At 48.0% G+C, this 24939-nt stretch carries 26 protein-coding genes, 1 tRNA gene and 1 pseudogene; 22 read left to right on the top strand and 6 right to left on the bottom strand.

The genetic code is table 11. The annotated features are described in order from the left end of the window. Positions 1 to 43: 43 nt before the first annotated feature. From ptsP to R3187_RS18130, 7 genes are all read left to right on the top strand, one after another. Positions 44 to 2302, top strand: a complete 2259-nt coding sequence (gene ptsP / locus R3187_RS18160; protein ID WP_318968480.1) for a phosphoenolpyruvate--protein phosphotransferase — start codon at positions 44 to 46, stop codon at positions 2300 to 2302. A 69-nt stretch (positions 2303 to 2371) separates the two neighbouring features. Continuing rightward, complete coding sequence (locus R3187_RS18155) at positions 2372 to 3166, top strand: sulfite exporter TauE/SafE family protein (RefSeq protein WP_318968479.1); 795 nt, start codon at positions 2372 to 2374, stop codon at positions 3164 to 3166. A gap of 49 nt (positions 3167 to 3215) precedes the next feature. Further along, complete coding sequence (gene lgt / locus R3187_RS18150) at positions 3216 to 4046, top strand: prolipoprotein diacylglyceryl transferase (protein WP_318968478.1); 831 nt, start codon at positions 3216 to 3218, stop codon at positions 4044 to 4046. Further along, positions 4043 to 4876, top strand: a complete 834-nt coding sequence (locus R3187_RS18145; protein ID WP_318968477.1) for a thymidylate synthase — start codon at positions 4043 to 4045, stop codon at positions 4874 to 4876. Before lgt ends, R3187_RS18145 begins: the two co-directional genes overlap by 4 nt. 81 nt (positions 4877 to 4957) lie before the next feature. Next, on the top strand, positions 4958 to 5581 hold the full coding sequence (locus tag R3187_RS18140; protein ID WP_318968476.1) for a FlgO family outer membrane protein: 624 nt from the start codon (positions 4958 to 4960) through the stop codon (positions 5579 to 5581). Then, positions 5578 to 6225: a FlgO family outer membrane protein gene (locus R3187_RS18135; protein WP_318968475.1), complete on the top strand. Its 648-nt coding sequence runs from the start codon at positions 5578 to 5580 to the stop codon at positions 6223 to 6225. Before R3187_RS18140 ends, R3187_RS18135 begins: the two co-directional genes overlap by 4 nt. Positions 6226 to 6440: 215 nt before the next feature. Further along, on the top strand, positions 6441 to 6968 hold the full coding sequence (locus R3187_RS18130; protein WP_318968474.1) for a FlgO family outer membrane protein: 528 nt from the start codon (positions 6441 to 6443) through the stop codon (positions 6966 to 6968). 19 nt (positions 6969 to 6987) lie between these two features. Here R3187_RS18130 and R3187_RS18125 read toward each other — a convergent pair. Beyond that, a tRNA-Arg gene (locus tag R3187_RS18125) sits at positions 6988 to 7062 on the bottom strand. 101 nt (positions 7063 to 7163) lie between these two features. After that, positions 7164 to 8297 carry a flagellar assembly protein T N-terminal domain-containing protein gene (locus R3187_RS18120; protein ID WP_318968473.1) on the bottom strand — a complete coding sequence of 378 codons (1134 nt, stop codon included), beginning with the start codon at positions 8295 to 8297 and terminating at the stop codon, positions 7164 to 7166. A 193-nt stretch (positions 8298 to 8490) separates the two neighbouring features. Here R3187_RS18120 and R3187_RS18115 point away from each other — a divergent pair, with 193 nt between their 5' ends. Beyond that, entirely contained in the window at positions 8491 to 8946 is a 456-nt protein-coding gene (locus tag R3187_RS18115) for an LPP20 family lipoprotein (protein WP_318968472.1), read from the top strand. A gap of 44 nt (positions 8947 to 8990) precedes the next feature. Here the strand turns inward: R3187_RS18115 and flgN are convergent, their stop codons facing one another. The 3 genes from flgN to flgA all read right to left on the bottom strand — a co-directional run bounded on the left by flgN (position 8991) and on the right by flgA (position 10548). Next, positions 8991 to 9425, bottom strand: a complete 435-nt coding sequence (gene flgN, locus R3187_RS18110; RefSeq protein WP_318968512.1) for a flagellar export chaperone FlgN — start codon at positions 9423 to 9425, stop codon at positions 8991 to 8993. A gap of 2 nt (positions 9426 to 9427) precedes the next feature. Then, entirely contained in the window at positions 9428 to 9760 is a 333-nt protein-coding gene (gene flgM, locus R3187_RS18105; protein ID WP_318968471.1) for a flagellar biosynthesis anti-sigma factor FlgM, read from the bottom strand. Positions 9761 to 9837: 77 nt separating this feature from the next. Further along, positions 9838 to 10548 carry a flagellar basal body P-ring formation chaperone FlgA gene (gene flgA, locus R3187_RS18100; protein WP_318968470.1) on the bottom strand — a complete coding sequence of 237 codons (711 nt, stop codon included), beginning with the start codon at positions 10546 to 10548 and terminating at the stop codon, positions 9838 to 9840. 190 nt (positions 10549 to 10738) lie between these two features. Between flgA and R3187_RS18095 the strand changes: the two genes are divergently transcribed. The 13 genes from R3187_RS18095 to flgL all read left to right on the top strand — a co-directional run bounded on the left by R3187_RS18095 (position 10739) and on the right by flgL (position 23381). After that, on the top strand, positions 10739 to 11668 hold the full coding sequence (locus R3187_RS18095) for a chemotaxis protein CheV (RefSeq protein ID WP_318968469.1): 930 nt from the start codon (positions 10739 to 10741) through the stop codon (positions 11666 to 11668). 16 nt (positions 11669 to 11684) lie between these two features. Continuing rightward, positions 11685 to 12518 (top strand): protein-glutamate O-methyltransferase CheR, encoded by an 834-nt coding sequence (locus R3187_RS18090; protein WP_318968468.1) that lies wholly within the window; start codon positions 11685 to 11687, stop codon positions 12516 to 12518. Positions 12519 to 12588: 70 nt separating this feature from the next. Further along, on the top strand, positions 12589 to 12990 hold the full coding sequence (flgB, locus tag R3187_RS18085) for a flagellar basal body rod protein FlgB (RefSeq protein WP_318968467.1): 402 nt from the start codon (positions 12589 to 12591) through the stop codon (positions 12988 to 12990). Between the two features lie 2 nt (positions 12991 to 12992). Continuing rightward, a complete protein-coding gene (gene flgC, locus R3187_RS18080; RefSeq protein ID WP_318968466.1) occupies positions 12993 to 13412 on the top strand; it encodes a flagellar basal body rod protein FlgC in 420 nt (139 codons plus the stop codon). Between the two features lie 13 nt (positions 13413 to 13425). Beyond that, the gene (locus R3187_RS18075) at positions 13426 to 14109 is read left to right on the top strand and encodes a flagellar hook assembly protein FlgD (protein ID WP_318968465.1); all 684 of its coding nucleotides are present in this window, start codon (positions 13426 to 13428) and stop codon (positions 14107 to 14109) included. Between the two features lie 25 nt (positions 14110 to 14134). Then, on the top strand, positions 14135 to 15454 hold the full coding sequence (flgE, locus tag R3187_RS18070; RefSeq protein WP_318968464.1) for a flagellar hook protein FlgE: 1320 nt from the start codon (positions 14135 to 14137) through the stop codon (positions 15452 to 15454). A gap of 129 nt (positions 15455 to 15583) precedes the next feature. Further along, positions 15584 to 16330 (top strand): flagellar basal-body rod protein FlgF, encoded by a 747-nt coding sequence (gene flgF / locus R3187_RS18065; RefSeq protein WP_318968463.1) that lies wholly within the window; start codon positions 15584 to 15586, stop codon positions 16328 to 16330. Positions 16331 to 16367: 37 nt separating this feature from the next. Next, a complete protein-coding gene (gene flgG / locus R3187_RS18060; protein ID WP_217666768.1) occupies positions 16368 to 17156 on the top strand; it encodes a flagellar basal-body rod protein FlgG in 789 nt (262 codons plus the stop codon). Positions 17157 to 17167: 11 nt separating this feature from the next. After that, on the top strand, positions 17168 to 17854 hold the full coding sequence (gene flgH, locus R3187_RS18055; RefSeq protein WP_318968462.1) for a flagellar basal body L-ring protein FlgH: 687 nt from the start codon (positions 17168 to 17170) through the stop codon (positions 17852 to 17854). Positions 17855 to 17919: 65 nt separating this feature from the next. After that, positions 17920 to 19026: a flagellar basal body P-ring protein FlgI gene (locus R3187_RS18050; RefSeq protein ID WP_318968461.1), complete on the top strand. Its 1107-nt coding sequence runs from the start codon at positions 17920 to 17922 to the stop codon at positions 19024 to 19026. A gap of 1 nt (position 19027) precedes the next feature. Continuing rightward, the gene (gene flgJ / locus R3187_RS18045) at positions 19028 to 20089 is read left to right on the top strand and encodes a flagellar assembly peptidoglycan hydrolase FlgJ (protein WP_318968460.1); all 1062 of its coding nucleotides are present in this window, start codon (positions 19028 to 19030) and stop codon (positions 20087 to 20089) included. A gap of 35 nt (positions 20090 to 20124) precedes the next feature. After that, positions 20125 to 22143 (top strand): flagellar hook-associated protein FlgK, encoded by a 2019-nt coding sequence (flgK, locus tag R3187_RS18040; RefSeq protein ID WP_318968459.1) that lies wholly within the window; start codon positions 20125 to 20127, stop codon positions 22141 to 22143. Positions 22144 to 22145: 2 nt separating this feature from the next. Continuing rightward, positions 22146 to 23381 carry a flagellar hook-associated protein FlgL gene (flgL, locus tag R3187_RS18035; RefSeq protein WP_318968458.1) on the top strand — a complete coding sequence of 412 codons (1236 nt, stop codon included), beginning with the start codon at positions 22146 to 22148 and terminating at the stop codon, positions 23379 to 23381. A gap of 29 nt (positions 23382 to 23410) precedes the next feature. On the opposite strand, the gene R3187_RS18030 is transcribed toward flgL, so the two are convergent. Continuing rightward, entirely contained in the window at positions 23411 to 24421 is a 1011-nt protein-coding gene (locus R3187_RS18030; RefSeq protein ID WP_318968457.1) for a putative sugar O-methyltransferase, read from the bottom strand. 236 nt (positions 24422 to 24657) lie between these two features. Here R3187_RS18030 and R3187_RS18025 point away from each other — a divergent pair. Beyond that, positions 24658 to 24939 (top strand): annotated as a pseudogene (locus R3187_RS18025) (flagellin FliC); the annotation flags it as partial.

Raw genomic sequence — 24939 nt, 5'->3', positions numbered from 1 at the left:
AAAATATTACCTTTGCTAAAACCGACAGGACAATGAGGTTCTTATGCTAAGCCAGCTGCGGCGGATTGTTCAGGATGTGGCTCAGGAGCCAGCTCTAGACAATGCTCTGGCTGGCTTAGTCTCAAGTATTAAAACCGCTTTAGCGACAGAATGCTGCTCAGTGTATCTGGCCGATTACCAGCAACAGCATTTTATGCTGATGGCAACCGACGGTTTAAACCAGGACGCAGTGGGTAAAGTTGCGATTGGTTTTTCTGAAGGTCTAATTGGCTGGGTAGGGCAACGGGAAGAGCCTATAAACCTTGCTCAGGCACAACGTCACCCCCGGTTCAGGGTAACCCCCGAAGTCAGCGAAGACCGTTTTTCTGCTTTTCTCGGTTGCCCGATTATTCATCATCGTAAAGTACTTGGTGTGTTGACCATACAACAGTCAGCGGAGCGGGTATTCAGTGAGGATGAAGAGTCTTTTCTGGTCACCCTTGGCGCCCAATTGGCGTCAGTGCTGGCAAATGCAGAAATGCGTGATGCAGCCAGTCAAAGTCCCTCTACCATGGCGAAATCAGGACAACTGGCCGGCTTGCCGGGCGCACCTGGTATGGCAATTGGTGAAGCCTATGTACTACAACCCTCCAGCGATTTTGACGCGATTTCCCTGAAAAAATCTGATGAACCGGAAAAAGAACTGGCGCTGTTTTACCGCGCGGTCAAGATCACCAAGGCCGAGTTTAACCGGCTGGCTGAACGAATGGCAGGCCATATTCCGGCTGATGCACTGGCCATTTTTGATGTGTATCATCAGCTGCTTGATGCCGCCAGCCTGGGCCAGGAGATTGAGCAACAAATTGCTGATGGCTGGTGTGCTAAAAGTGCATTAAAGCGGGTAGTAGAAAAGTTTGCCCGCCAGTTTGACGATATGGATGACCCTTATTTGCGCGAGCGGGGCACTGATATCAGGGATTTAGGGCAGCGGGTATTAAATAATCTGCTCGATTCAGAGCAGCGCAAAGTAAAACTGCCAAAGCGGGTAGTACTGGTTGCCGACAATGTCACTGCAACTATGCTGGCTGAAGTGCCGCGCGAGCAGCTGGTGGCAATTGTCTCACTGCGGGGCTCGGTAAACTCCCATGCGGCAATTATGGCCAGAGCCCTGGGCATTCCGGCGGTAATGGGCGTGAATGAGCTGCCATTGCTACACTGGCAGAATCAGCAGGTAATTGTCGATGGTTATGAAGGTCATATTCTGTTGTCGCCGGTTGAAGCGATTTGCGCAGAATATCGGCGGCTGATTAATGAAGACGCCGAACTGTCAGCCCGCTATCAGCAGGAAGTGGCGTTACCGTCACAGTCTGCCTGCGGCAAGCCTTTTAAACTGATGGTCAATTGTGGGTTGGCCATTGAACTGGAAACCAGTAATGCCGAATATACTGACGGTGTTGGCCTGTACCGAACTGAATTTCCGTTTATTATGCGTAATCGCTTTCCTACCGAGCAGGAGCAAGTTGAGCTATATCGCAAAGTATTAAGCGGCTATTGTGGTAAGGCTGTGGTAATGCGCACGCTGGATGTCGGTGGTGACAAAGCCTTACCGTATTTCAGTATTGTTGAAGAGAACCCTTTTCTGGGTTGGCGCGGCATCCGGCTGACCCTTGATCATCCGGAAATTTTTCTGGTCCAGATCAGAGCAATGCTAAAGGCCAATATCAGCCTGGATAATTTACATATTCTGCTGCCAATGATTTCTGATCTGGCTGAGGTTGATGAAGCTATCCGCTTGATCCGGCAGGCCAGTTTTGAAGTCAGTGATGAGCTTAATATTGCCCTGCCAAAACCAAAAATCGGGGTAATGATTGAAGTGCCGTCAATTATGTACCAGTTACCTGAGCTGGCCGCGCGGGTTGATTTCTGCTCAGTGGGGACCAACGATTTAACCCAGTATTTGCTGGCGGTCGATCGCAATAATGCCCGGGTTGCCAATTTGTACGACGCGCTGCATCCATCGGTACTGCGTGCATTGCATTTGCTGGCAGAACAGGCCCGGCAATTGCAGTTTCCCATCAGCATCTGTGGCGAGCTGGGCGGGGAGCCGGCCGGCGTTCTGGTGCTGGCAGCCATGGGTTATAGCCGCTTTAGTATGAATAATAGTAATCTGGCGAAAATAAAATGGCTGCTGCGCCGGGTAAACATCAGCGAACTGGAAGCACTGTTACCAGAAGTCCTGGCCTGCCAGTCGCCAAAGCAAGTAAAACAGCTGGTCCAGCGTTTTCTGGAGCATAAGCAGTTGCTTAACCAGTTAAGAGCATAACACCCTGTTCTGAAAGTTTAATGGTACAGCCAGCAGGGTTGTACCTTTGTATTTATATTGAGATGTCTTTTGTTAACGATACTGCTGATTTCTGCACTGATAGGTTGTCTGGCTGGCTTTCTGGCCGGGTTACTCGGCATTGGCGGCGGCCTGGTTATTGTGCCGGTACTTGTGGTGTTACTACCAGCTTTAGGGGTGGTCAGTGCCGACGATGTAATGGTGGTTGCGGTGGCCACCTCACTGGCGTCTATTATTATCACGTCCGGCTCGTCTATCCGGGCGCATCATAAACGCAGCAATGTCAGCTGGTCGCTGGCCGGCAGCGTAATGCTGGGAGCAGGCATTGGCGCCGGTATCATTGGTCTGGTTGCTCATCATATTAATGGCACTACTTTACGGATAATTTTTGGGGTAGCAGTATTTTTACTGGCGCTCAGAATGCTGGGGTCGCGCAGTGTTATTGGCCGGGCGCCGTTACCGGCTAAGCCGGTGCTTGCTGCCATTGCTGCAGTGCTAGGTGCTATCTCGGGCTTACTCGGTATCGGCGGCGGTGCGCTGGTGGTACCGGTACTGAATTATTTCTCTGTTGATATGCGCCGGGCTATTGGCTGTGCTGCCGCCAGTGGTATTGCTATTGCCGTGCTGGGCACCCTGGGGTATGTTATCGCCGGCTGGCAACACTACCAACTGACGGACGGTTTTATTGGCTATATATATTTACCTGCCTTAACAGGTATTGTCTCTACTTCGGTATTTACCGCAACCTTTGGTGCTGCCATGACCCAGCGCTGGCCGGTGCTGATGATTAAAAGAATATTTGGTGTGTTTCTGATGCTGGTTGCCCTCAGAATGGTATTTAGTTAGCAATTGCAGCTGTCCTGTGCAGCTGGTTGGTATGTTTTAAAGGATAAAAATGACAAATTCCTACCTTAATTTTCCTGATATTGACCCGGTAATGGTGTCTATAGGGCCGTTATTTGGCTATGGACCGTTAAATATTCACTGGTACGGCGTGATGTATGCGGTGGCATTTGGCATTGCGTACTGGCTGGCCAGCCGGGCGGCGGCTAAACCGGGCTCTGGCTGGACCAAAGAGCAAGTCAGCGATTTACTGTTTTTTGGTTTTATCGGCGTCATCGTTGGCGGCAGACTGGGCTATGTATTTTTTTACAATTTTGACCAGCTGCTGGCGGAGCCGCTTTACCTGTTTAAAACCTGGCAAGGGGGGATGTCTTTTCATGGTGGTTTGCTGGGGGTGTTGCTGGCGATGGCCTGGTTTGCAAAGCGCTACCAGAAATCTTATCTGGAACTGGGTGATTTTGTGGCGCCGCTTATTCCACTTGGGTTAGCAGCGGGCCGGCTCGGAAACTTTATCAACGGTGAATTATGGGGCCGTACTACAGATGTACCCTGGGCGATGGTCTTTCCGCATGCCGGTGCTGAACCGCGTCATCCGTCGCAGCTATATCATGTGGCACTGGAAGGCGTTTTGTTGTTTGTTATTATCATGCTGGTCCGGCGCTTAAACCCTGCTACCGGCACCTTGGGTGGTGTATTTTTGTTAGGCTATGGTGTGTTTCGCTTTATTGTAGAGTTTTTTCGTCAGCCGGACAGTCAGCTTGGCGTATTATCGGCTGGTATGACTATGGGCCAGTGGCTGTGTCTGCCAATGATGGCAGCAGGCCTGGGCCTGATAATTTATGTTAACAGCAAACCAGCAGCGGCGGCACGGGGAGCAAAATGAAACAATATCTTGATTTAATGCGCCATGTGCTGGAGCACGGCCATAAAAAAACTGACCGTACCGGCACCGGCACTATCAGTGTGTTTGGCTACCAAATGCGCTTTAATTTACAGCAGGGCTTTCCGCTGGTTACCACTAAAAAATGTCATTTGCGCTCAATTATTCATGAGTTGCTGTGGTTTTTGAAAGGTGAAACCAATATTGGTTATTTGCAGGATAACGGTGTATCAATCTGGAACGAATGGGCAACCGAAACCGGTGAGCTGGGGCCGGTATATGGTGCGCAGTGGCGTAGCTGGACCAGTCATGATGGCCAGGTGATTGATCAGATAAGCCAGCTTATCAGCGATATTAAAAAAACACCTGACTCGCGACGGTTACTTGTCAGTGCCTGGAACCCGGCCGTGTTGCCTGATACCCGTTATTCACCTAAGGAAAACGCAGCAATGGGCAAACAAGCCTTGCCGCCTTGTCATACCTTATTTCAGTTTTACGTGAATGACGGTCGGTTGTCATGTCAGCTCTATCAGCGCAGTGCTGATATTTTCCTTGGCGTGCCTTTTAATATTGCCAGCTATGCCTTGCTTACCCTTATGGTAGCGCAGGTATGTGATCTGCAGCCCGGTGATTTTGTTCATACTTTTGGCGATGCTCATTTGTATCTGAACCACTTAGATCAGGTAAATACCCAATTAGCACGGCAACCTTACCCGATGCCAACCATGCGGTTAAACCCTGAGGTTAAGGATATTTTCGGGTTTAAAATTGAAGACTTTATATTGGAAAACTACCAGGCGCATCCGCACATTAAAGCGCCGGTGGCAATTTAATGACAATTTACTAATTACTTTTCTGGCCTGGATCTTGCTTTTGAATTTGGCAAAAGCAATCAGGCTTGGAAAGAGGTAAATATGAATCGGCTTTGCTTGGTTACAGTAAGCCTGCTGACACTGGCGCTGCTGGCCGGTTGTGTAAACCGGACCGCACCTGCAGAAACGACACCATCATCTTCTGAATTGAGTCCTCAGCCGCTGGGTTTCTATACCGAACGGCTGGCCAGGCAATTATTTGCCCAACTAAACGACAGCCCTCTATGGCTTACCCGGCCGCAGATTGCCGTAAGCAGTTTTCTGCCGGCCACAGCATTACATTTACGGGACGCTAACACAGAGCAGCGGGATTTCGCCAATCAGCTAAGCGAAAGCATGCTTGCTCATAGCCGACAGTTTGGTTACGCCGTTTACGAGTACCGGCTGAGTAATGAGGTGATGCTGGCAGATGGCTATGAACAGGCGCTAAGCCGGCAACTGGCTGATATTAATAGCAAAGGCGAAGCCAATACTCTGCTTACGGGCACCTATACGCTGCAACAGGACGCAGTAATTGTTAACGCCCGGCTAATTCATATTCCATCAAAACAAGTATTAGCTGCCGTGACGGATTATATTCCGGCAAATGTGCTGTGGAGCACGCAGCAAATTAACAAACGTGGCGCGATGTTTTACCGGCAAAGTCCGGCAGGAGAGAGTAAATGAAACGGTTATCAATTTTAGCAATAGTTGTGGCAGTTAGCGGTTGTGCAGCGCCAGAGCACACTGTTACTGTTACCGGCCAAAATGGCGATATGCAGGACAACAGATCGCAGCGGATCGCCTCATTACCCAGTTCTGTTTCCCCAGCCGGCAATGATATGCAAACCTCAGCCCGTTTGCCGTTACTGACGGTAAATGATTACGTCCGGAATCTGGTGCATGAATTAATGGCATTGCAACACAGTCTGGACAGTGACAGTCAGATTGGCGTAACTGACTTCAGCTATGTCGATTCAGCTCTTGATCAGGGCTCTGTTTTCAGTAATCACCTGAGTGAAGCGATGATCTACGATCTGCACAAATTTGGCGTACCGGTGCTGGACTACAAAGTTACCGATTATATCCGGGTAACAGAAACGGGTGATTTTGTGTTAAGCCGCAATTATGAAGAGCTGTCAGATGAAGTGGCCATTCGTTATGTGGTAACCGGCACCCTTACCACCCATCAGCAGGGGGTATTAGTGAATGCCAGACTGGTGCAAATAGATAACAAACGGGTGGTATCAGCAGCCCGGACCTTTATTCCCCGTCATATTGTCCAGGCCGTTATTTCCCGTCAGGGCGAGCAGGTAATGCGGATTAGATAGTTTTAATCCGTCTTTCCCGAGCGGCTAAAGATAACGCAGCAAGCGCCGATATACTAAAACAGACGTTTAGTATATCGGGCTTTATCATGATAAAAACAATTTTCCTGGCGGGTTTTTGCAGTGCGGTTTTAACTATCAGCGGCTGCAGCATGTTAGCTTTTAAGCAACAACCTAGTTCGAACAACAACCCACCTCCGCTTGCAAGCTCTTATATTATGACGGCGTCAGGCGCTGATCTGCAGCAAGTACAAGCCGTCAATGCTGTGCAGGCATATCCAGCAAGCAGCCGGCTGTATGCCAGTCATAAACAGCTCGACGACTATGTCGCCCAACTGGCGATGCAGCTTTATCATACAAGTGCGACTCTCATCTCGGATGCCACCGTCGCCGTTGCCGGCTTTGCTGAGCTCACTCCTGGCCGCGATCATTTACACCCGCTGGGCAATGTGCTGGCCGAGCGCTTTTTACAGCAACTGCCACGTTACGGGCTCACTATGGTTGACCATAAACTGACAGCAGGTATCAAGCTCACGGCACAGGGTGATGCCGTGTTCAGTAACCGGGCCGGGCAGGTAGCTGCCAACCAGCGGATAGATTACGTATTAAGTGGTACCGTGCAGCATAACCAGCACGGGGCCCAGGTAAATGTGCGAATTATGAATTTAAAAAACAAAACCATCCTGGCCAGTGCCAGTCAGCTTATTCCGCAGTTTGTGTTGGAAAATGGCCAGACTAGCTGGTAAGTGTAAATTTAGAATAAAATGGCTGCCCCAGCAGGAATCGAACCTGCAACTGCCCCTTAGGAGGGGGCCGTTATATCCATTTAACTATAGGGCAAATAAGCGGAAATTGACGCGCGAAAGTTTAACAGAATAAATAGCTTAAGTGAACGGCAAAACGCCTTACTGCTTTAATGTCTGTTGTATCTTTTACGTCCGCTAAATGACTGAGTTATTTATGCTTATCAAATCACCAATTTGTAAGTGGCTTAACAGAGTAGGGGTGCTGGCACTGGCCCAGGCATTATCGGTGCTGATGTCAGTAATTGTCAGCGTTACCGGGCTTTTATGCAGTTTTTCCAGCCCATCTTTGCCGGCAAAGCGCTGGATTTGCATTACCGTTACGCTATCGCCTAATTGCAGTCCCTGACGGCTGCCTTTATTAATGGCGATTTGATGCTGGTCAATATGACTGATTTGCGCCAGTAAACCCTGGCACTGAGTATGTTGCTGAATGTCTTTGGCAACGGCTTTTAATACAGTATCAATTTTCTGGCCATAAGGCTGTTGCCAGAATTGCTGACTGTGGCTACCGGCCACTTTAAGCTCGCTGTTCCACTGGGCCTGGGTCCGGTATTGTTGCTGGAACAGCAGCTGATTATTAAACACATCATAAAGGGCAACATCAAGCGCAAAAAAGCGCTCGAAACGGTCGTCCTGCCAGAAACGGCTGGTTTGTTTCCCCAGCGACAGATCAGTAATTTGGCTCACTAACACAAATTGCTGACCGTCGTTAAATAACTGGCGGTTAGTAATGTCCGTCATCAGTTCCGGCTGCAAACTGTAATTTACTTCATTGATAACCACCGCAGGGCTGTAATCCTGCAGGTGACGGGAAAGTTGTGCAGTAGCATTTTTATCCAGCTCAAACAATTGGCCGTGAATAGCATCGCGCCGGGCGCTAAGTTCGACCCTGGCCAGTAGCAGAGGTTTTTTTTGCTGACTGCCCTGACAACTTTGCTGTTGGGGCAGAATTTCCGCTTGCAGGGTTACCGTTACATAATCGTTGCTGAAGTTTTCGCTAAGCAGCCTGATTTCCCGGATTTCTGAACTGCTGTCCAGACTAAGCTGGTGCTGTTGCATTACCCCGGCAACTAACTGTTGCTGACTGGTTACCCTGACACCGGCAAATAAAGCGGCTCGCTCCAGCGCATCAGCAATGGCTGCCTGTTTGGCTTTTGCTATATCACCTTGTTCGATCGCCGCCTGGCCGGTCATCTCATACCAGTTAGCACTAACATAAGCAGGTAGTATAAAAGCGCAGCAGCTAACGGCTAAAAATCGTAATTTCATAGGTCGCCAATAATGAGTTGGAATCATCTTCGTTTGCTATCAGAAGCAAAAACTATGCCTTAGTTTTGTGCGAATTAGTTTTATGCGACAACAATACCAGGATCCTTAAATGAAGGTGGCGCAGAAATTGCTAATAATCAGATAGTAATAACATAGTAATTAATTCAGCTACTGTGCTGACTACGGATGCCTTATGATGAAATTAGTCTTTATCACACTTTCTGCATTATTACTCAACGGTTGCAGCCAGATCTTTGATAAACATATTGAATATGCAGCGGTTAAGCCTGATGCTTTTCCGTTATTGCATGCCGTTGGTGTGGCGCCGATTTCACTGCAGCCAGGAGAGTCCGACAGCCAGAAAATGCTACTGGCCATGCGGGCATCTAAATTGGAAGCGTATCGCGAGTTGGCTGAGCAGGTTTATGGTCAAAGAATTGACAGCAGTAATAATTTACGCGCGATGGTAGCAGGTAATGATCAGTTCAGTACGTCGGTACAGGGGGTTATTCGTGGGGCCCGGGTCGTAAAGACCTATGCGCTGGACGATGCTTATATTACTGAGTTAGAGCTGGACTTTGAGCAGGTATATCATCTATACCAAAATGTTTATCCGCGCCAGAAAATAAAAAGTATTCACTACTATTGAACCCAGGCTCAATGGGCAGTAAGCGCAGCGCCTGATAATTCCGTTCAGGCTTTAATACCTTTACCCATATTATCAATGGTGGGTTTGCCTTTATTGGTATAGGTTAAACCGGATTTCCCTCTGGCCGATAATAATTCTGTTTTAAAACGCTGCAAAGTTAACTGGCTTTGTTCGAGTGTTATCTGATTGACTTCGTTTTGTTGCTTACAATCAGCTAATAAGTGCTCCAGCGAACTGATTTGTTGTTCAAACCAAGACTCCGTTCGCGCGTTTTGCAATAAAGGAGAGGTTGCTATTTCAGTATCTGTCCGTTGAATTTCTGTCAGTAGATTTTGCTTGTCTGTGGTGAGGGTATTGAGGACGTCTATATCACGGGCGGCAAGGGCGGCAAGTTCTTGCCGCAATAACAACAGCAGCGCATCCAATTGCGCTTGCTGTTGTGTTAACAGGGAGCTAAGAGGTTCAAATTGGCTGTTCATCATTATTTGTTAAACAAATCACCTTCGAATTGCATAATCCGCCGGGCGAGTTGCTCTACATTTACCTTGTACTTGCCTTCGGCAATGGCCTGCTTAATTTTGTCAACTTTTTCCTGATCAACACCAGTAGCGGCATTGGCCTTTTCCTGCAATTTAGTAAATTGCTTAGCCTGCGGAGTTATTGAGACTGAGTCCTGACGCTGGGCAGCACCTTGCTGGTTTGCCTGTTGCGTTGCATTTTGTTGCACAGTGGTTTGCTGCCGCTGTACATTCTGATCAACTTTGTCATTCTTCACCTGAGAAGTATTCTGCAGGTTATTGATATTTATCGCCATGATAGAACCTCTTTACCTTAAACCAGTTCCTTATGTTCAGGTTAACGGCTGAGCTTTAAAAAACTTTAATTTATTTTTTAAAATTTTACTCTTACCTGATTAACAGCAACAACTTCTGTCTGAATTTTCCGACCAGACTGCTGGTTTTGCACAGCTATAGTGTCGCCAAGGGTCCCATCCTGTTCGGCAATACCGCTGGCCGATACACTAAGACCACTGTTATCAATCAGTATTGTAACAACATCCCCGCGACAGACAAGACAAAGATCCTGCATTGTAATCAGTTGACCATTGTTCAGCGATCTTTTGCTGCGGGCGCCAACTATCTGACGCGGATCGCTGACAAGATTGCCACGGACAAACCGACGTTCCTTATCTTCCATCTGCAACATATCGGCCGTTATTACCGTTCCTGTAGCAATATTTTGACGGACAGTTACCGCTGCAACCATTTCAGTGACTTTTACCGGTAAATACAGCTGCCAGGATCCAGGCTTGCTGCAACTGATATTAACGGTGAACTGACGAGAGTTGCTGCTATACGGCCGGCTGAACTCTGGCTTATCTGAACACGTTTTATCACCAATCCGGCTATCCAGCGGCGTAACATCAAGTTCAACCTGACTGTCTGTCGTTATCCCCAGCTCATTTCTGAGCCATTGTGCTGTCATTTCAGTAAGTTGCTCAGGGCTGTATTGTTGCATGCCAGATTGATCTGCCCAGGTCATATTACTGATAAAAAATAATGAGATAAAAAATGCCTGATAAAATTTATCGTACTTAATCATATGGTTTCAGCTATGCTTTATGGGTTAACAGTTATACTATTGCCGTGTAACGAAATTATATTAACGTCAGGGCGCCGAACTAGCTTTGCCGGTTTAACGCCCGAAACAGTCTGCTCTGGCTGCGTCAAAGTGTTACCGCCACAGACGTTGCTGCAATAATAGCGCCAGAATGTTGTAACAGGAGTGGCTTATGGCCAGCATTTTAGATTCCGTCAATCAGCGTACCCAACTGGTCGGTCAGAACCGGCTGGAGTTACTGCTGTTTAAACTGACTGGCCAGCAACGCTACGGTATAAACGTATTTAAAGTACGTGAAGTACTACAATGTCCACCCTTGACCGCCATTCCCCGGCGCAATAAGTTTGTGCGTGGCATCGCTCATGTCCGGGGCCAGACCATTTCAGTTATTGATCTGAGCCTGGCAACAGGGGGGCAACCGGTGGTTGATCTTGCTACCGCTTTTATTATTATCGCCGAGTATAATCGTTCGGTGCAGGGCTTTCTGGTCAGTTCTGTGGAACGCATTATTAATATTAACTGGGAAGCGATAATGCCACCGCCAAAAGGCACCGGCGGGAAACAGAGCTATCTGACAGCGGTGACAGAAATTGACAATCAGCTGGTTGAAATTCTTGATGTTGAGAAGATTCTGGAGGAAATTTCACCATCGCCAACCAAAATCAGTAGTAATGTAGATACTGCAACCATCAGCAGCGATCTGGGTGACCGGCTTATTCTGATTGCTGACGACTCGACAGTGGCCCGCAATCAGGTAAAAAGAGCACTGGAAGGGCTGGGGGTGAAAATGCACCTGGTGAACAACGGCCGCGAAGCACTGACATACTTACAACAAGTGGCGAAAACCTGCCAGAGTTCCGTTACCGAGAAAGTAGGCTTGCTGATTTCAGATATTGAAATGCCAGAAATGGATGGGTATACCCTTACCGCTGAGATAAGGCTTGATCCGCAGTTAAAAAACCTGCATGTTATTTTGCATACTTCGTTAAGCGGAGTGTTTAACCAGCAAATGGTTAAAAAAGTGGGCGCTAACGATTTTATTGCGAAATTTAATCCGGACGAACTGGCAGAATCGGTGCAAAAGTGGCTGCATGCAGAATAAGCGCTAAGGGCGAGTAGTGACCAATAAAGAGCTACAGGAAGGCGAATATAAACTGTTTCGGGATTTTCTCGAACAGCAGTGCGGTATTGTGCTGGGTGACAACAAACAATATCTGGTAAAAAGCCGGCTGGGGCCGCTGATGCACCGCTTTAACATTGCCACCTTATCTGAACTGGTCAGCAAAACCTTAAGCCCGTTTGAACGACAACTGCGCTCTGCGGTCATCGATGCCATGACCACGAACGAAACGTTATGGTTTCGCGATACCTATCCCTATGAGTTGTTGAAAAAACAAATTTTGCCGGAACTGGAAAAAAGTTGCCGTACTCTTAAAATCTGGTCTGCCGCCAGCTCGTCCGGACAAGAACCGTATTCTATCGCGATGACCGGGCTGGAGTATCAGCAAAGCCGGCCAGGGGCATTTAGTCTGGGCTTAAATATTCTGGGTACCGACATCTCAAATACCATGCTTGAGCATTGTCAGCGGGGCGAATACGATGCACTGGCCCTGTCACGCGGCTTATCACCCGAGCGGCGCAGCCGGTTCTTTGAAGACAGTGGCAATGGTATGATGCGGGTGAAAGATTTTGTCCGGAAAAACGTCAGTTTTCGCCATTTAAACCTGCTTGACAGCTATACGTTGTTGGGCAAGTTCGATGTCATATTTTGCCGTAATGTCCTTATTTATTTTTCCCCTGATTTAAAAGCAAAAATTATTAAACAGTTTGCCCAGTCCTTAAATCCCAGAGGCTATTTGTTTCTTGGCGCCTCCGAATCTATCTCTAGTGTCAATAATGATTTTGAAATGCTGCGCTGTAACCCCGGCATTATTTACCGTAAAAAGGTTTAATCTCAACCGCTGAAAAACTGGCCTGCGTTTTGCATTTGATTTGCCATAGTTCCATAGAGGTGGCAAAAAAATGGCAATCAGTTTTGAAAAAGCATTTGGCATGCATCCCCATGCATTGTTAATTCGTGAAAAACGCTCTGAAGTGTTGGCCGAAAACATTGCCAATGCTGATACCCCGGGCTACAAAGCCAAAGACGTTGATTTTCAGCAAGCCTTGCAGTTAGCAAAGTCGCGTCAGGGGCAAAGCGCCAGCCGCACGCACGAGCAGCACTTTCATATTGCCTCCACTATGGCCAAAGACACCTTATTCCGTTATCCGGATCAACCTGATACCGGTGATGGCAACAGCGTGGATATCCATCGTGAACGCAATGCTGTTATGCAGAATAACCTGGAATACCAGGCCAGTTTAACCTTTATGAACAGCCGGATTTCTGGATTGAAAAAAGCACTTACTGGCTCAGGACAATAATTATGAGTATCTCAAAAGTATTTGATATTTCAGGCAGTGGCATGACCGCTCAGTCGGTACGAATGAATACCACTGCCAGTAACATTGCTAATGCCAACAGCGTTAGCAGCAGTGTCGCAGAAACGTATCGGGGGCGGCATCCGGTTTTTGCCGCAGAGCTTTCAGAGGCGAGGCGACAGCAAGGGGACAGCGCCGGGGTTAAGGTGTTGGGTATTGTCGAGTCTGATGCCCCGCTTAATGTTGAATATGCGCCTAACCACCCCCTGGCCGATGAAAATGGCTATATCTATAAGCCTAATGTCAACATTATGGAAGAGATGGCAAATATGATTTCTGCCTCCCGCTCCTACGAGACTAACGTGCAGACAGCAGATGCTGCCAAGCAAATGATTATGCGTACCCTGCGAATGGGCCAGAGTTAATAAGGAATAACAGATGAGTACTATTAACACTAACCAGGCGCTGGATGGCATGTACTGGGATAACGGCAATAAAGTGCCGGACAAAAATAATGGCGCACTAACCCAGTCTGACTTTTTTGCGTTGCTAACTCAGCAACTGGCATATCAGGATCCAACTAAGCCGGTAGAAAATGATCAGATGATTGCTCAGATGACCAATTTTACCATGGCTGATGGTATCGGCTCGCTGAATGAAAGTTTTAAAGGGCTGTCTGAGAGCATGACTTCGAATCAGGCGTTGCAGGCATCCTCTTTGGTAGGCCGGACAGTGCTTACCCAATCAGATGAAATTGTGTTTACCGGTGAAACCTTATCCCGGGGCCATATTAATCTTGATCGCGCCGCTGACAACATGCGGGTGCGGATAGAAAAGCCCAATGGTGAGCTGGTGACTAACTTTGACGTCAGCAATCCGGCGCTGGGCAAAAACGAATTTGTCTGGGATGGCACCGATGCAAACGGTGAGCCGATGCCACCTGGTGTTTACAAAATTAAAGTTGAAGCCAGTTTTGCCGGCAAAAATGAGTCGATACCGGTAAATGTGTTTACGCCGGTATCCAGCGTCAGCCTGGCAGGCAATGGCAAAGGAATTACTCTTAATCTGGTTGGGTTAGGAGCAATAAAATTAACTGATGTTCTGGAAGTTTCTTACGGTTAAGTAACCGTTTAAGGTGAGGTGATTTATGAGTTTTCAAATAGCATTAAGCGGCCTGGCTGCTGCCCAGAAAGATCTGGACACAACGGCAAATAACATTGCCAACGTTAATACTACCGGCTTTAAAGAGTCGCGGGCTGAGTTTGCTGACGTCTATGCGACATCTATTTTCTCTTCGGGACGCACTAAGGTAGGGGATGGTGTTACTACCTCAACCGTGGCGCAACAGTTTAACCAGGGATCGTTGCAATTTACCAATAACTCACTTGATTTAGCAATAACCGGTGAAGGCTTTTTCGCAACGACACCGGACCTGCAATCTCAGGATTTAACCTATACCCGTTCAGGTGCGTTTAAACTCAATAAAGATAACTTTATTGTTGATAACCGCGGCAACTTTCTGCAGGGCTTTAATGTTGACCCGGTTACCGGGGAGAACAGTTCAGTAAGTTTAAGTACCTCATCTCCGATTGCAATTCCGACTTCAGCGGGTGCTCCGCGTGAAACCAACAATGTTTTTCTGAGTATGAATGTTGATTCCAGAGCGCTGGAGACGGCCAGTGTAGCGTTTGACCCCACTGATCGGGCAACGTATAACCACTCTACTTCAGTTACGGTATACGATAGCCTGGGCGAATCGCATATTCTTACTACCTATTTCAGAAAGGTAGATACGACTGCGCCAGCTCCTTCACAGTGGGAAACTTATGCGGTTTGGGATGATAATGTGGCCGCGCCTCCTGCTGCTGGCTCCTGGATTCAGGGAGACGACGTTTTCTTTGATTCCAGCGGTAATTTTATTACGCCGCCTATTCCGGAAATACGCTTGCCGGCCGCCACGTTAAACGACCCATTAAACGGCTATTTAACCAATGGCGCGCAGTACGCAAATGATGTGGTAGTTAACTTTCGGGATGCTTCCGGCACCCGGACGCCAACCCAGTATGCGTCAGGCTTTGATGTCAATAACTTAAGCCAGGATGGTACTACGGTGGGCAGCCTGACCGGGGTTGATATTGACTCATTTGGCCGGGTACTAGCCACGTACAGTAATGGTGACTCATCGTACTTAGCCCAGGTTACTCTGGTTCGGTTCGCGAATGTGCAGGGCCTGAAACAGGTTGGTAATACGTCCTGGAAGCAAAGCTTAACCTCCGGTGAGCCAATAGGTGGTCAGGGCAACACCGGTACTTTCGGTGCGGTTAATGCGTCGGCCCTGGAACAATCTAATGTTAATCTGACGACCGAACTGGTTGACCTTATCAGTGCCCAGCGTAACTTCCAGGCGAACTCACGAGCGCTGGAAGTAAACAGCACATTACAACAGACAGTGCTGCAGATCCGTTAAGTTAAACAAGCTTACACGTTGGCTAAAACACCACCTTCGGGTGGTGTTTTTTTATCCGGCTGGCTGGCGTTACATTAACTGGCATTAAAGTTGCTTTAGAATTAGCAGAAACCTTTAACGGAGTGCGTTATGGACCATTTGCTATATATCGCCATGAGTGGTGCCAAAGAAAATATGCATGGCATCAGCGTGCGGGCGAACAACCTGGCAAACAGCAATACCGTTGGCTTTAAAGCAGATTTTGAACAGGCCCGGGCAATGCAGGCCTTTGGCGAAGGACTGCCGTCCAGGGTATTTGCGATGACAGAACAGCCAGGTCAAAACTTTGACGCGGGTCCGGTCATTATGTCTGAGCGCGAGCTTGATATTGCAATTCAGGGCGATGGCTGGTTTGCGGTGCAAGACGCCGATGGCAATGAGGCTTATACCCGGGCCGGTAATTTACAGTTAAGTCCTACCGGGATGCTGGAAACAGCCAATGGCCGGGCAGTGATAGGTGATGGTGGCCCGATCCAACTGCCGGTACCGCTGGCAAAATTAGAAATTGGCCAGGACGGGACTATCAGTGCTTTACCGCAGGGCGCACCAGCGAATGCGCTGGAAGAAGTCGGCCGGATAAAACTGGTAAACCCGGTGTATGCAGATCTTACCAAAGGTACTGATGGCTTGTTCCGGCGTAAAGATGGCCAGTTAGCCGCAGCCGATATTAATGTCAGCCTGTTACACGGCGCCTACGAGGGCAGCAATGTCAATGCTGTCGGAGAAATGACCCATATGATTAGTCTGCAGCGCCAGTTTGAACTGCAGGTGAAAATGATGAAAAGTGCCGAAGAAATGGACCGTCAGCAGAACGCCTTGCTGCGGATCATGGGCTAGTAACTGATTAATGGGCGAGAGCCCCGGGAGGTAACAGATGCATCCAGCTCTGTGGATAAGTAAAACCGGTTTAGACGCCAAACAGCGTGATATTTCGGTTATTTCAAATAACCTGGCAAACGCCAGCACAGTGGGTTTTAAAAAGAGCCGGGCCGTGTTTGAAGATCTGTTGTATCAGAACGTTAATCAGCCTGGTGGTCGCTCATCGCAAAACTCTGAGTTGCCCAATGGTTTAATGATTGGTGCCGGTACTAAGGTAGTCGCAACTCAGAAAAACTTTACTCAGGGTAATATGATTACTACTGAAAACAGTCTGGATATGATGATTCAGGGCCACGGTTTTTTTGAAGTACTGATGCCCGATGGCACGATTTCATACACCCGAAATGGTCAGTTTACCGTCGATGGTGATGGCAATCTGGTTACCTCCGGTGCAGGTTTTCAGGTACAACCTAATATCGTTATTCCACCTGATGCAACCAGTATCACGGTGTCACAGGACGGTGAAGTGTCAGTTCGCCTCGCTGGCCAGGTTGATAACGCGGTATTGGGCCAGTTGACTGTCACCAACTTTATTAATCCGGCAGGTTTAGAGCCGACGGGTCAGAATTTATTTAAAGAAACCGCAGTCAGTGGCGATCCGGTGCAGGGTATTCCGGGGCTGGAAGGGCTTGGTATTATTGTCCAGGGTTCACTGGAAACCTCGAATGTTAATGTGACAGAAGAACTGGTCAGTCTGATCGAATCACAACGGGTGTATGAGATGAATTCTAAAGTGATTTCCTCGGTCGATCAGATGTTGGGTTTTGCGATTCAGCAATTATAAACGGAGGCGTTATGCGTACTGTTATTTTGGTACTGTCAGCGGTACTGGGTTTGTCATTGTTATCCGGTTGTGCTTCGTTAGAGCAGCCGTTTGCTGATGATCCATATTATTCGCCAATTCCGCCCGAGCCCGCCCCGCGTCCGGTTTTAAAGACAGGCTCGCTGTTTGCGCAGCATCATTCCAACAGCTTGTATTCTGACAACAAAGCCCGGCATGAAGGTGACATTATTACCGTCGTGCTGCGTGAGCGCACCCAGGCTTCCAAGCAGGCTAAAACAGAAACTGAAAAAGAAAGTACGGTTAATATTCAGCCCGGCGTTGGTCTCGGTGGGCGTGCAATTTCCGCTGCCGGCAATGTGCTGCAGTTTGGGGCCAGTGCCACAAATGAATTTACCGGTGATGCCAAAGCTGATCAGAGTAACAGTCTGGTAGGCGATATTTCGGTCAATGTATTGCAGGTAATGGCCAATGGCAATTTAGTCATCCGGGGCGAGAAGTGGCTAACCCTGAATACCGGCAAAGAATATATCCGGTTAACCGGAATTATCCGGCCGCAGGATGTCGACGTTAACAATACTGTTGAGTCAAATAAGATAGCCAATGCCCGAATTGAATACAGTGGCACCGGCTCGCACCATTATGGCCAGTCGCCAGGTTGGTTAAGCCGGTTCTTTAATGGGCCTTTGTGGCCATTCTGAATGTCGTGACCCTGTTAGTGAATGGTATTAAGGTGATCCCGGTGACTTTTTTCAGAGGTAAGACTATGTTGCAGATCAAATGGCTGGGCGCTCTGTCAGTGTTGCTGACTCTGCTGCTGGCAAATGAGCCGGCACATGCTGCGCGGATTAAAGACGTGGCCGATATTGATGGTGTGCGTTCCAACCAGTTGGTTGGTTATGGCCTGGTCGTCGGTTTACCCGGGACGGGCGAACAAAGCCCGTTTACCGAGCAAAGTTTCCGGACCATGCTGGCAAACTTTGGTATAAATCTGCCAGCCGGTCAGCGTAGCCAGATAAAAAATGTGGCGGCTGTTGCGGTACATGCTGAATTACCAGCCTTTGCCAAGCCCGGTCAGACGATTGATATTACGGTATCGTCTGTAGGCAGTGCCAAAAGTCTGCGCGGTGGTACCTTATTACAAACCTTTCTGACCGGTCTCAATGGCAATGTCTATGCCATAGCGCAGGGCAGTCTGATTGTCAGCGGGCTTGGTGCTGAGGGCCTGGATGGTTCGCGCATTCTGGTTAACACACCAACTGTCGGGCGTATTCCAAACGGTGCTATGGTAGAGCGGGAGGTGATCACACCCTTTGGCAATGGCGATTTTATTACTTTTAATTTAAAACAGGCTGACTTTACCACTTCAAAACGGCTGGCAGAAGTGATTAATCAGTTTATCGGCCCTGAGACCGCTTATTCACAGGATGCAACTTCAGTGCAGGTGAGAGCGCCGCGTGATCTATCACAGCGCGTGTCGTATTTATCGACCCTGGAAAATCTGGAGTTCGCGCCGGCCAGTCACTCAGCAAAAATTATTATTAATTCGCGTACCGGTACCATAGTGATTGGTAAAGACGTCAGATTATTTCCGGCGGCAGTCACCCATGGGGGGTTAACAGTGACCATTGCTGAGAACCCGCAGGTGGTGCAACCCAATCCGTTTGGCGAAGGGGTAACGGCAATAGAAGAAAACAGCATTATCGACGTCAGTCGGGAAGACTCTCGGATGTTCAAATTTGACCCGGGTGTTACCCTGGATGATTTAGTCCGCACCGTTAATGCGGTTGGCGCCGCGCCGGGCGATTTAATGGCTATTTTAGAAGCGTTAAAAGAGGCTGGTGCCATTCACGGCGAGCTGGTGGTGATTTAACATGAGCCTGACCAAAACCCAAGTTTCTTATCATGATGTCAACAGCCTGCAGAATATCAAAACTGCAGCCAAAACTGACGAAAAAGCGGGGTTACGGCAGGCAGCCGAGCAGTTTGAAGCAATTTTTATGAGTATGTTGCTGACGAGTATGCGCAAAGCCAATTCGGCGTTTGAAGCCGAAGGTATGATGAATAGTCAGACTACTGAGTTTTATCGTGACATGCATGACAGTCAGTTAGCCACCGATTTAGCCCAAAAAGGAGCGCTGGGGCTGGCTGACTTATTAGTGGCACAGCTTGACCCGACAGCGGGTATCAGTCGTCCGAAGAAAGATACTGAACTTAATATGCCGGGTACCGCCAGTTTTAATCCGTTACCTGAGCGGCCAGATGTCAGCAGGGCCTTAAACCGCAGTGAACTCAGTTCGGGTGTCAGGCAAACATTGCAAGCAATAGCAGATTTGCCGGCAGCTACGCCATCTGTTGCCAGGCCCGAGGCAGCATCCATGACAGCTGCAACTGAAAAGAGTAAGCCAGTTGACTGGCAAATTAACTCTCCTCAGGAATTTGTCCGTAAATTATTGCCGGCAGCAAAACAGGCAGCTAAAGCTTTGGGCCTGGATCCAATGGCAATGATTGCTCAGGCCGCGCTGGAAACCGGTTGGGGTCAGCGGATGATTAAAACGGCCAAAGGTGAAAATAGTTTTAATTTATTTGGGATTAAAGCCCAGAGCAACTGGCAGGGTGACAGTGCGGTAGTCGATACGCTGGAGTTTCGCGGCGGTGTAGCCCAAAAAGAGCAAGCGCGGTTTCGCTCTTACGGCTCGCCGGAACACAGCCTGCAGGATTACGCCAGTTTTATCAGTAACAGCCCACGCTATCAGCAGGCGCTGCAGGTCACTGCGGAGCCGGCAGCGTATTTTAATGAATTACAGGCAGCGGGCTACGCCACAGACCCGGAATATGCCAAAAAAATTATGGCAGTCTATCAAAGCCCTACCTTTAATCAGGTCAGGGCCGAGCTAAATGTCGCTCAAGATTTTAATCTTGGCGCCGATGAATAGCATGTTAGCCACCCGACGTGGCAACGGAGCAACCTATGTCAGATAATTTACTTAGAATTGGTACCTCAGCCGTATTGGCTAATTCGACGCTGCTGAATACCACAAGTAATAATATCGCCAATATTAATACCCCGGGTTATGTCAGGCAGCGCACAGAATTTGAAGCTGAGCAATTGGGTTTGGGTGTAGGCAGAGGCACAACAGAAAGGTTAGTAAACGAGTTTACCCAAAAGCAATTACGTCGTGATACGTCAAACTTTTCGTTTGCCCAACAATATGTTTCAGAAGCAAACCGGGTAGATGCATTGTTTTCTAATCCTGCCAACAGTATTGCTACCGGGGTAAATGATTTATTTAAGCAATTTCAGATTGCCAATAATGAACCGGCTACTCTGGCCAACCGGCAGCTGATCATCGGCAGTTCCCAGGCACTACTGGATAAGTTTTCCACCTTATCCAGCCTGGTATTGGATCAGGAGAACTTTGTAAACCAGCAACTGGATATCTACACCAGCGAAACTAATGGCTACATAAAACAAATTGCTGATTTGAACCTGCAGATCGCGGCATTTGGTGAGGGAGCCAGTCGCCCAGTCCCCCTTGATTTATATGATAAGCGTGACTTTGCGATTCAAAAGCTGGCAGAAATGGTTGAGATTAAAACCCTTGATGCAAAAAATGGGGAAAAACTGGTATTTCTGGGCACCGGGCAATCACTGGTAGTAGAGCGCGGCCAGTTTAACCTGATGACCTTGCGAGGTGAGCCTGATCCAGCACAGCGGGAGTTAAAGCTACAATTATCAGCTCGTGAAAGCGTAGAGCGTGATATTGATATAGAGGCTGTTGGCGGCAAAATCGGCGGCTTGCTCGAGTTCCGCGAAGAAATTTTAGTCCCGACACAGAACCGTCTAGGCCAACTGGCGTTTTCGATGACGGATGCAATGAACCGCCAGAATCGGCTGGGTATGGATTTAAACGGCGAAATTGGCGGTGATCTGTTTATCTTACCCGAAAGCAATGGTTACGCTTTTTCATCGAATACCGGAGCCGGTGCTGTCAGTGTCCGGATTGAACCAGGTCAGGGCAACAGCTTACCCCCAAACGATTTCTTATTAACAGTTGAAGCCGGCGGAGTGCGTATTCAGGCGCTTGATGCCCGTGGTGAAGTTATTTCGGGTTCCGATAAAGTGGTGGCAATTGCCTCCTATCCGGCAACGATAAGTTCTGCTGATGCAGCCGGCGATTTGTATGGTCTGGAAATTACTCTGACCGGTGCGCCAGCAGTAGGGGATAAATTTGAACTTAAACCTCTGAGTACGGCATCCCGGACGTTGCAAATGGCCACAAACCGACCGGAAGATATCGCACTTGCGCTGCCAGTACGTACTGAGTTGACTGTGGCTAATCTGGGTAATGCCCGGGTTGAAGAGTTACAGGTTACGGATACTTCACCGGCAACCCCACCTGCGTATGGCTTTGATACCCCTGCCGGATTAGTCAACGGTCCATGGACAATGACCTATACTGGCAGTAATACATTTGAAATTGTCGATAATGTAGGAAATCCGGTCGCCACGGCAGCTTTTGGCTCAAATCAGTATCAGGATATTTTTGCCCAGGCCGGAGTAGATGTCGGGTTTGATTTTTCAGTCACGGGCATCCCAGCAACCGGGGATACCTTTAAAATCAGTTTTAACGACGGCGGTTTTAACGATAACCGGAACGGTCTGGCGTTCTCTGCGCTGCAAACGTCGAAAACAACCCGGTTAAATCCGCTGTCTGGACCCAACAGTGCGAATGCGGTCAGCTTTAATCAGTCGTATGCCGATATGGTCAGCTTAATTGGTGAGCGAACCAGTCAGGCCAGAAATAATGAAGCCGCCAGTAAAGCACTACTGGATCAGACTACCGCCTGGTATGAATCACTATCTGGCGTAAGTCTGGACGAAGAAGCGTCGAATTTAGTCCGTTTTCAGCAAACCTATGCTGCAGCAGCTAAAATCATTTCGACATCGCAAACCATATTTGACACCTTATTGGCATCGGTGAGGTAACAATGAGATTATCATTTAATATGAAGTTTAATGCCGGATTAGACGGCATTCTGAATACTCAACAGAAAATGAACCGGGCACAAGACCAGTTAACCAAGCAAACCCGTATTCTGACCCCGGCAGACGACCCGGCAGCTTCAGCAAAAGTACTGGGCTTAGATCAGAATCTGCAGCAGGTCGAACAATTTCAGAGCAACAGTGTGTTGCTGAAAAATAACCTGGCGCTGGAAGAGACAATATTAAGCAATATGCGTACGTCAATTGATCGTGCCAGAGTGTTGGCTATTGCCTCGGGCAATGGTGCCTACACCGATGATGATAAACAAGCCGTGGCACAGGAGCTGAAAAATATTCAGGTAGAACTGCTCGATCTGATGAACACTCGTAACGCTGAAGGGGGCTATATCTTTTCGGGTTTTCAAGATAAAAAGCAAACTTACGCCTTTAACCCCGCTACCGGTATCTATGAATTTCAGGGGGATGATGGTCAGAAAGCACTGCAAATTTCGCCCACAATCGCGTTGCCAGGGAACGACAGTGGTAAACAGGTGTTTGAAAATATTGATGCCAGGTTAAAAACCACTGCCGCCAGTATTGTTGCCGGTGGTGCCACAAGCGCACTGGTATCGGTCACTGATCAAAGTAGATTCGATGCTTTTTACAAGCAGAATTATGACAGACTGACACCCGCAAATAACGACTTTAATGTGGTTTTGACAGCACCGTCCACTTATGAGATCCAGCAAAATGGCAGTTCACTGGTGCCACCGGTAACCGGTACTTTTGTGCCTGATGCCCCTATCCAGTTTAACGGCTTGACGATCCAGATAAGCGGTGCTGCGGCCGTGCCGGGACAGGTCGATTTTTCGCTGCAGGCGCCTGAGAAAAAGAATATCCTGACCACTATTGGTGAGTTTATTACCGCCCTGGAAAATCCTGCGCTGTCGGGGGGGGATTTTGATGAAGCGATCAGTGACACCCTGACTCAGGTTACATCTGCAGCGACGAAAATTGACAGCACGTTGTCTTCAATCGGTGGTCGGGTAAATGTGCTGGATAGCGTGTTTGGTACTAATGAAGATTTAACGATCAATAATAAAGCATATCGTGCTGATTTAGCTGAAGTGGATTACGCTGCGGCTTTAACCGAAATCACCAAGCAGGAAATTGCCCTTCAAGCAATTTCGTCCACTTTCACCAAAGTATCCGGAGTAAGTCTGTTTGATTATTTAAGGTAATAACCCTTATCGTTACTGCTTCAACATTTTCATTTGCGTTTAAACAACAGCAGTTCGGAATGATAGTTATCGACTGTTTTAAAGCCGAATGGGTGTACCTGTCGACTAACCAAATGATAATTGGGTAGCATCCTGATGTAATCGTCACTGAGAATCGGTTGCTTTACCCCGATGTCGTCTGCAGTCTTTTTCACTTGTTTACCTTCACGCATATTTCGAAGCAGTATCCAGGTGCTTTGTAGCTGGTCGACGTAAGAAAAGTAGTTTTGCACAATATGCGGCTCCATTTCCTGAAACGAGATAAAGTTGACGAAAAGATCTACCTTGCCTCTGAGTTTAGGTAATTGCCAGCTCGCAAGCACAGAAATCTCTGATAGCTTATCAATTTCAAGCACGTCTGCGTGTTTAGTTTCGAGGTAACCACTTACTTTTCGGTTAGGTAGTGCATTGCTGAGATAATGTTCAGCAACAAATAAAGTGGGCGGAATATCAATATCAATATAACGCAGATTGGATATATCACTTTTAGCAAGAATTTCACCGAGGGTGCCGAAGCCGCCACCAATTTCCAGCACCGTATGGATTTCCTCGTCAATATGTTGCTTCAGTAGCTGTAAACCAAGCAGATAGTTCAATGAGGAACGACTGTAACGCTTCTGGTCAAACTCAAACTGCTCCAGTGGATTACCAAAGTCTGACTCTGTAAAGTTCGAAAGGCAGGGAGATTTCCCATGATTCTCTGCGGCTAAAAACACTCTGTAGTCAGCAAGAGCCGACTGATAGCCACTAAGCAACAAGGCAATAGCCTGTTGTGGCTTTACCGCATTCGGAAACGAGCGCTGTATGTATGCAGAGATTTCGCGCTGCATTTCCTGGCTAAAGCTATTCCCAGGGTAGCCGTAGGTTGGGACAAAGAAACTCAGGTTTTCTTCGATCCGGCGAAAATTTTCAACCCCGTGCTGCTTCAGAGCTGCAGCAATTTTCACAGAAGCATCAGCCCAGAATGACGAAGGCTTGTATAGCTCATTTTGTGTTTTCATATCCGCAAACGCTTGATCCAGTGAGGTAAACTCTGTTGATTTAGGCACTATTAATGTCCAGAAAGTGATTAAGCATCCTTACACTATAATGGAAAAAACGATCAGCACAATTGTTGACGCATAGATGTTTTGATAAAAAAAATTAAAGAAAAAATTCAGGCCGACGATAACTAAGTATCAAGGGTACAGCTTAGCGATTAACGATTAAGCACGAATGCAGATTTTAGGAGCACACCATGGCCTTATACGTAAACACCAACACTTCATCATTAAATGCGCAGCGCCAATTGTCTCAATCTGGTAATGCACTGGATACGGCTTTTAAGCGTTTGTCATCGGGTCTTCGGATTAACAGTGCCGCCGATGATGCGGCAGGATTACAGATTTCGAACCGGTTGACCAGTCAGGTAAATGGATTAGACCAGGCAGCCCGAAATGCCAACGATGGTATTTCATTAGCGCAGGTCGCTGAAGGCGCGATGGAAGAAATCACCAACTCATTACAGCGTATTCGTACT

The organism is Arsukibacterium sp., from assembly GCF_033721375.1.
Lineage (GTDB): Bacteria > Pseudomonadota > Gammaproteobacteria > Enterobacterales > Alteromonadaceae > Alishewanella.
The sequence above is the reverse complement of the archived record's forward strand: the minus strand, read 5'-3'. Positions and strand labels throughout refer to the sequence as shown.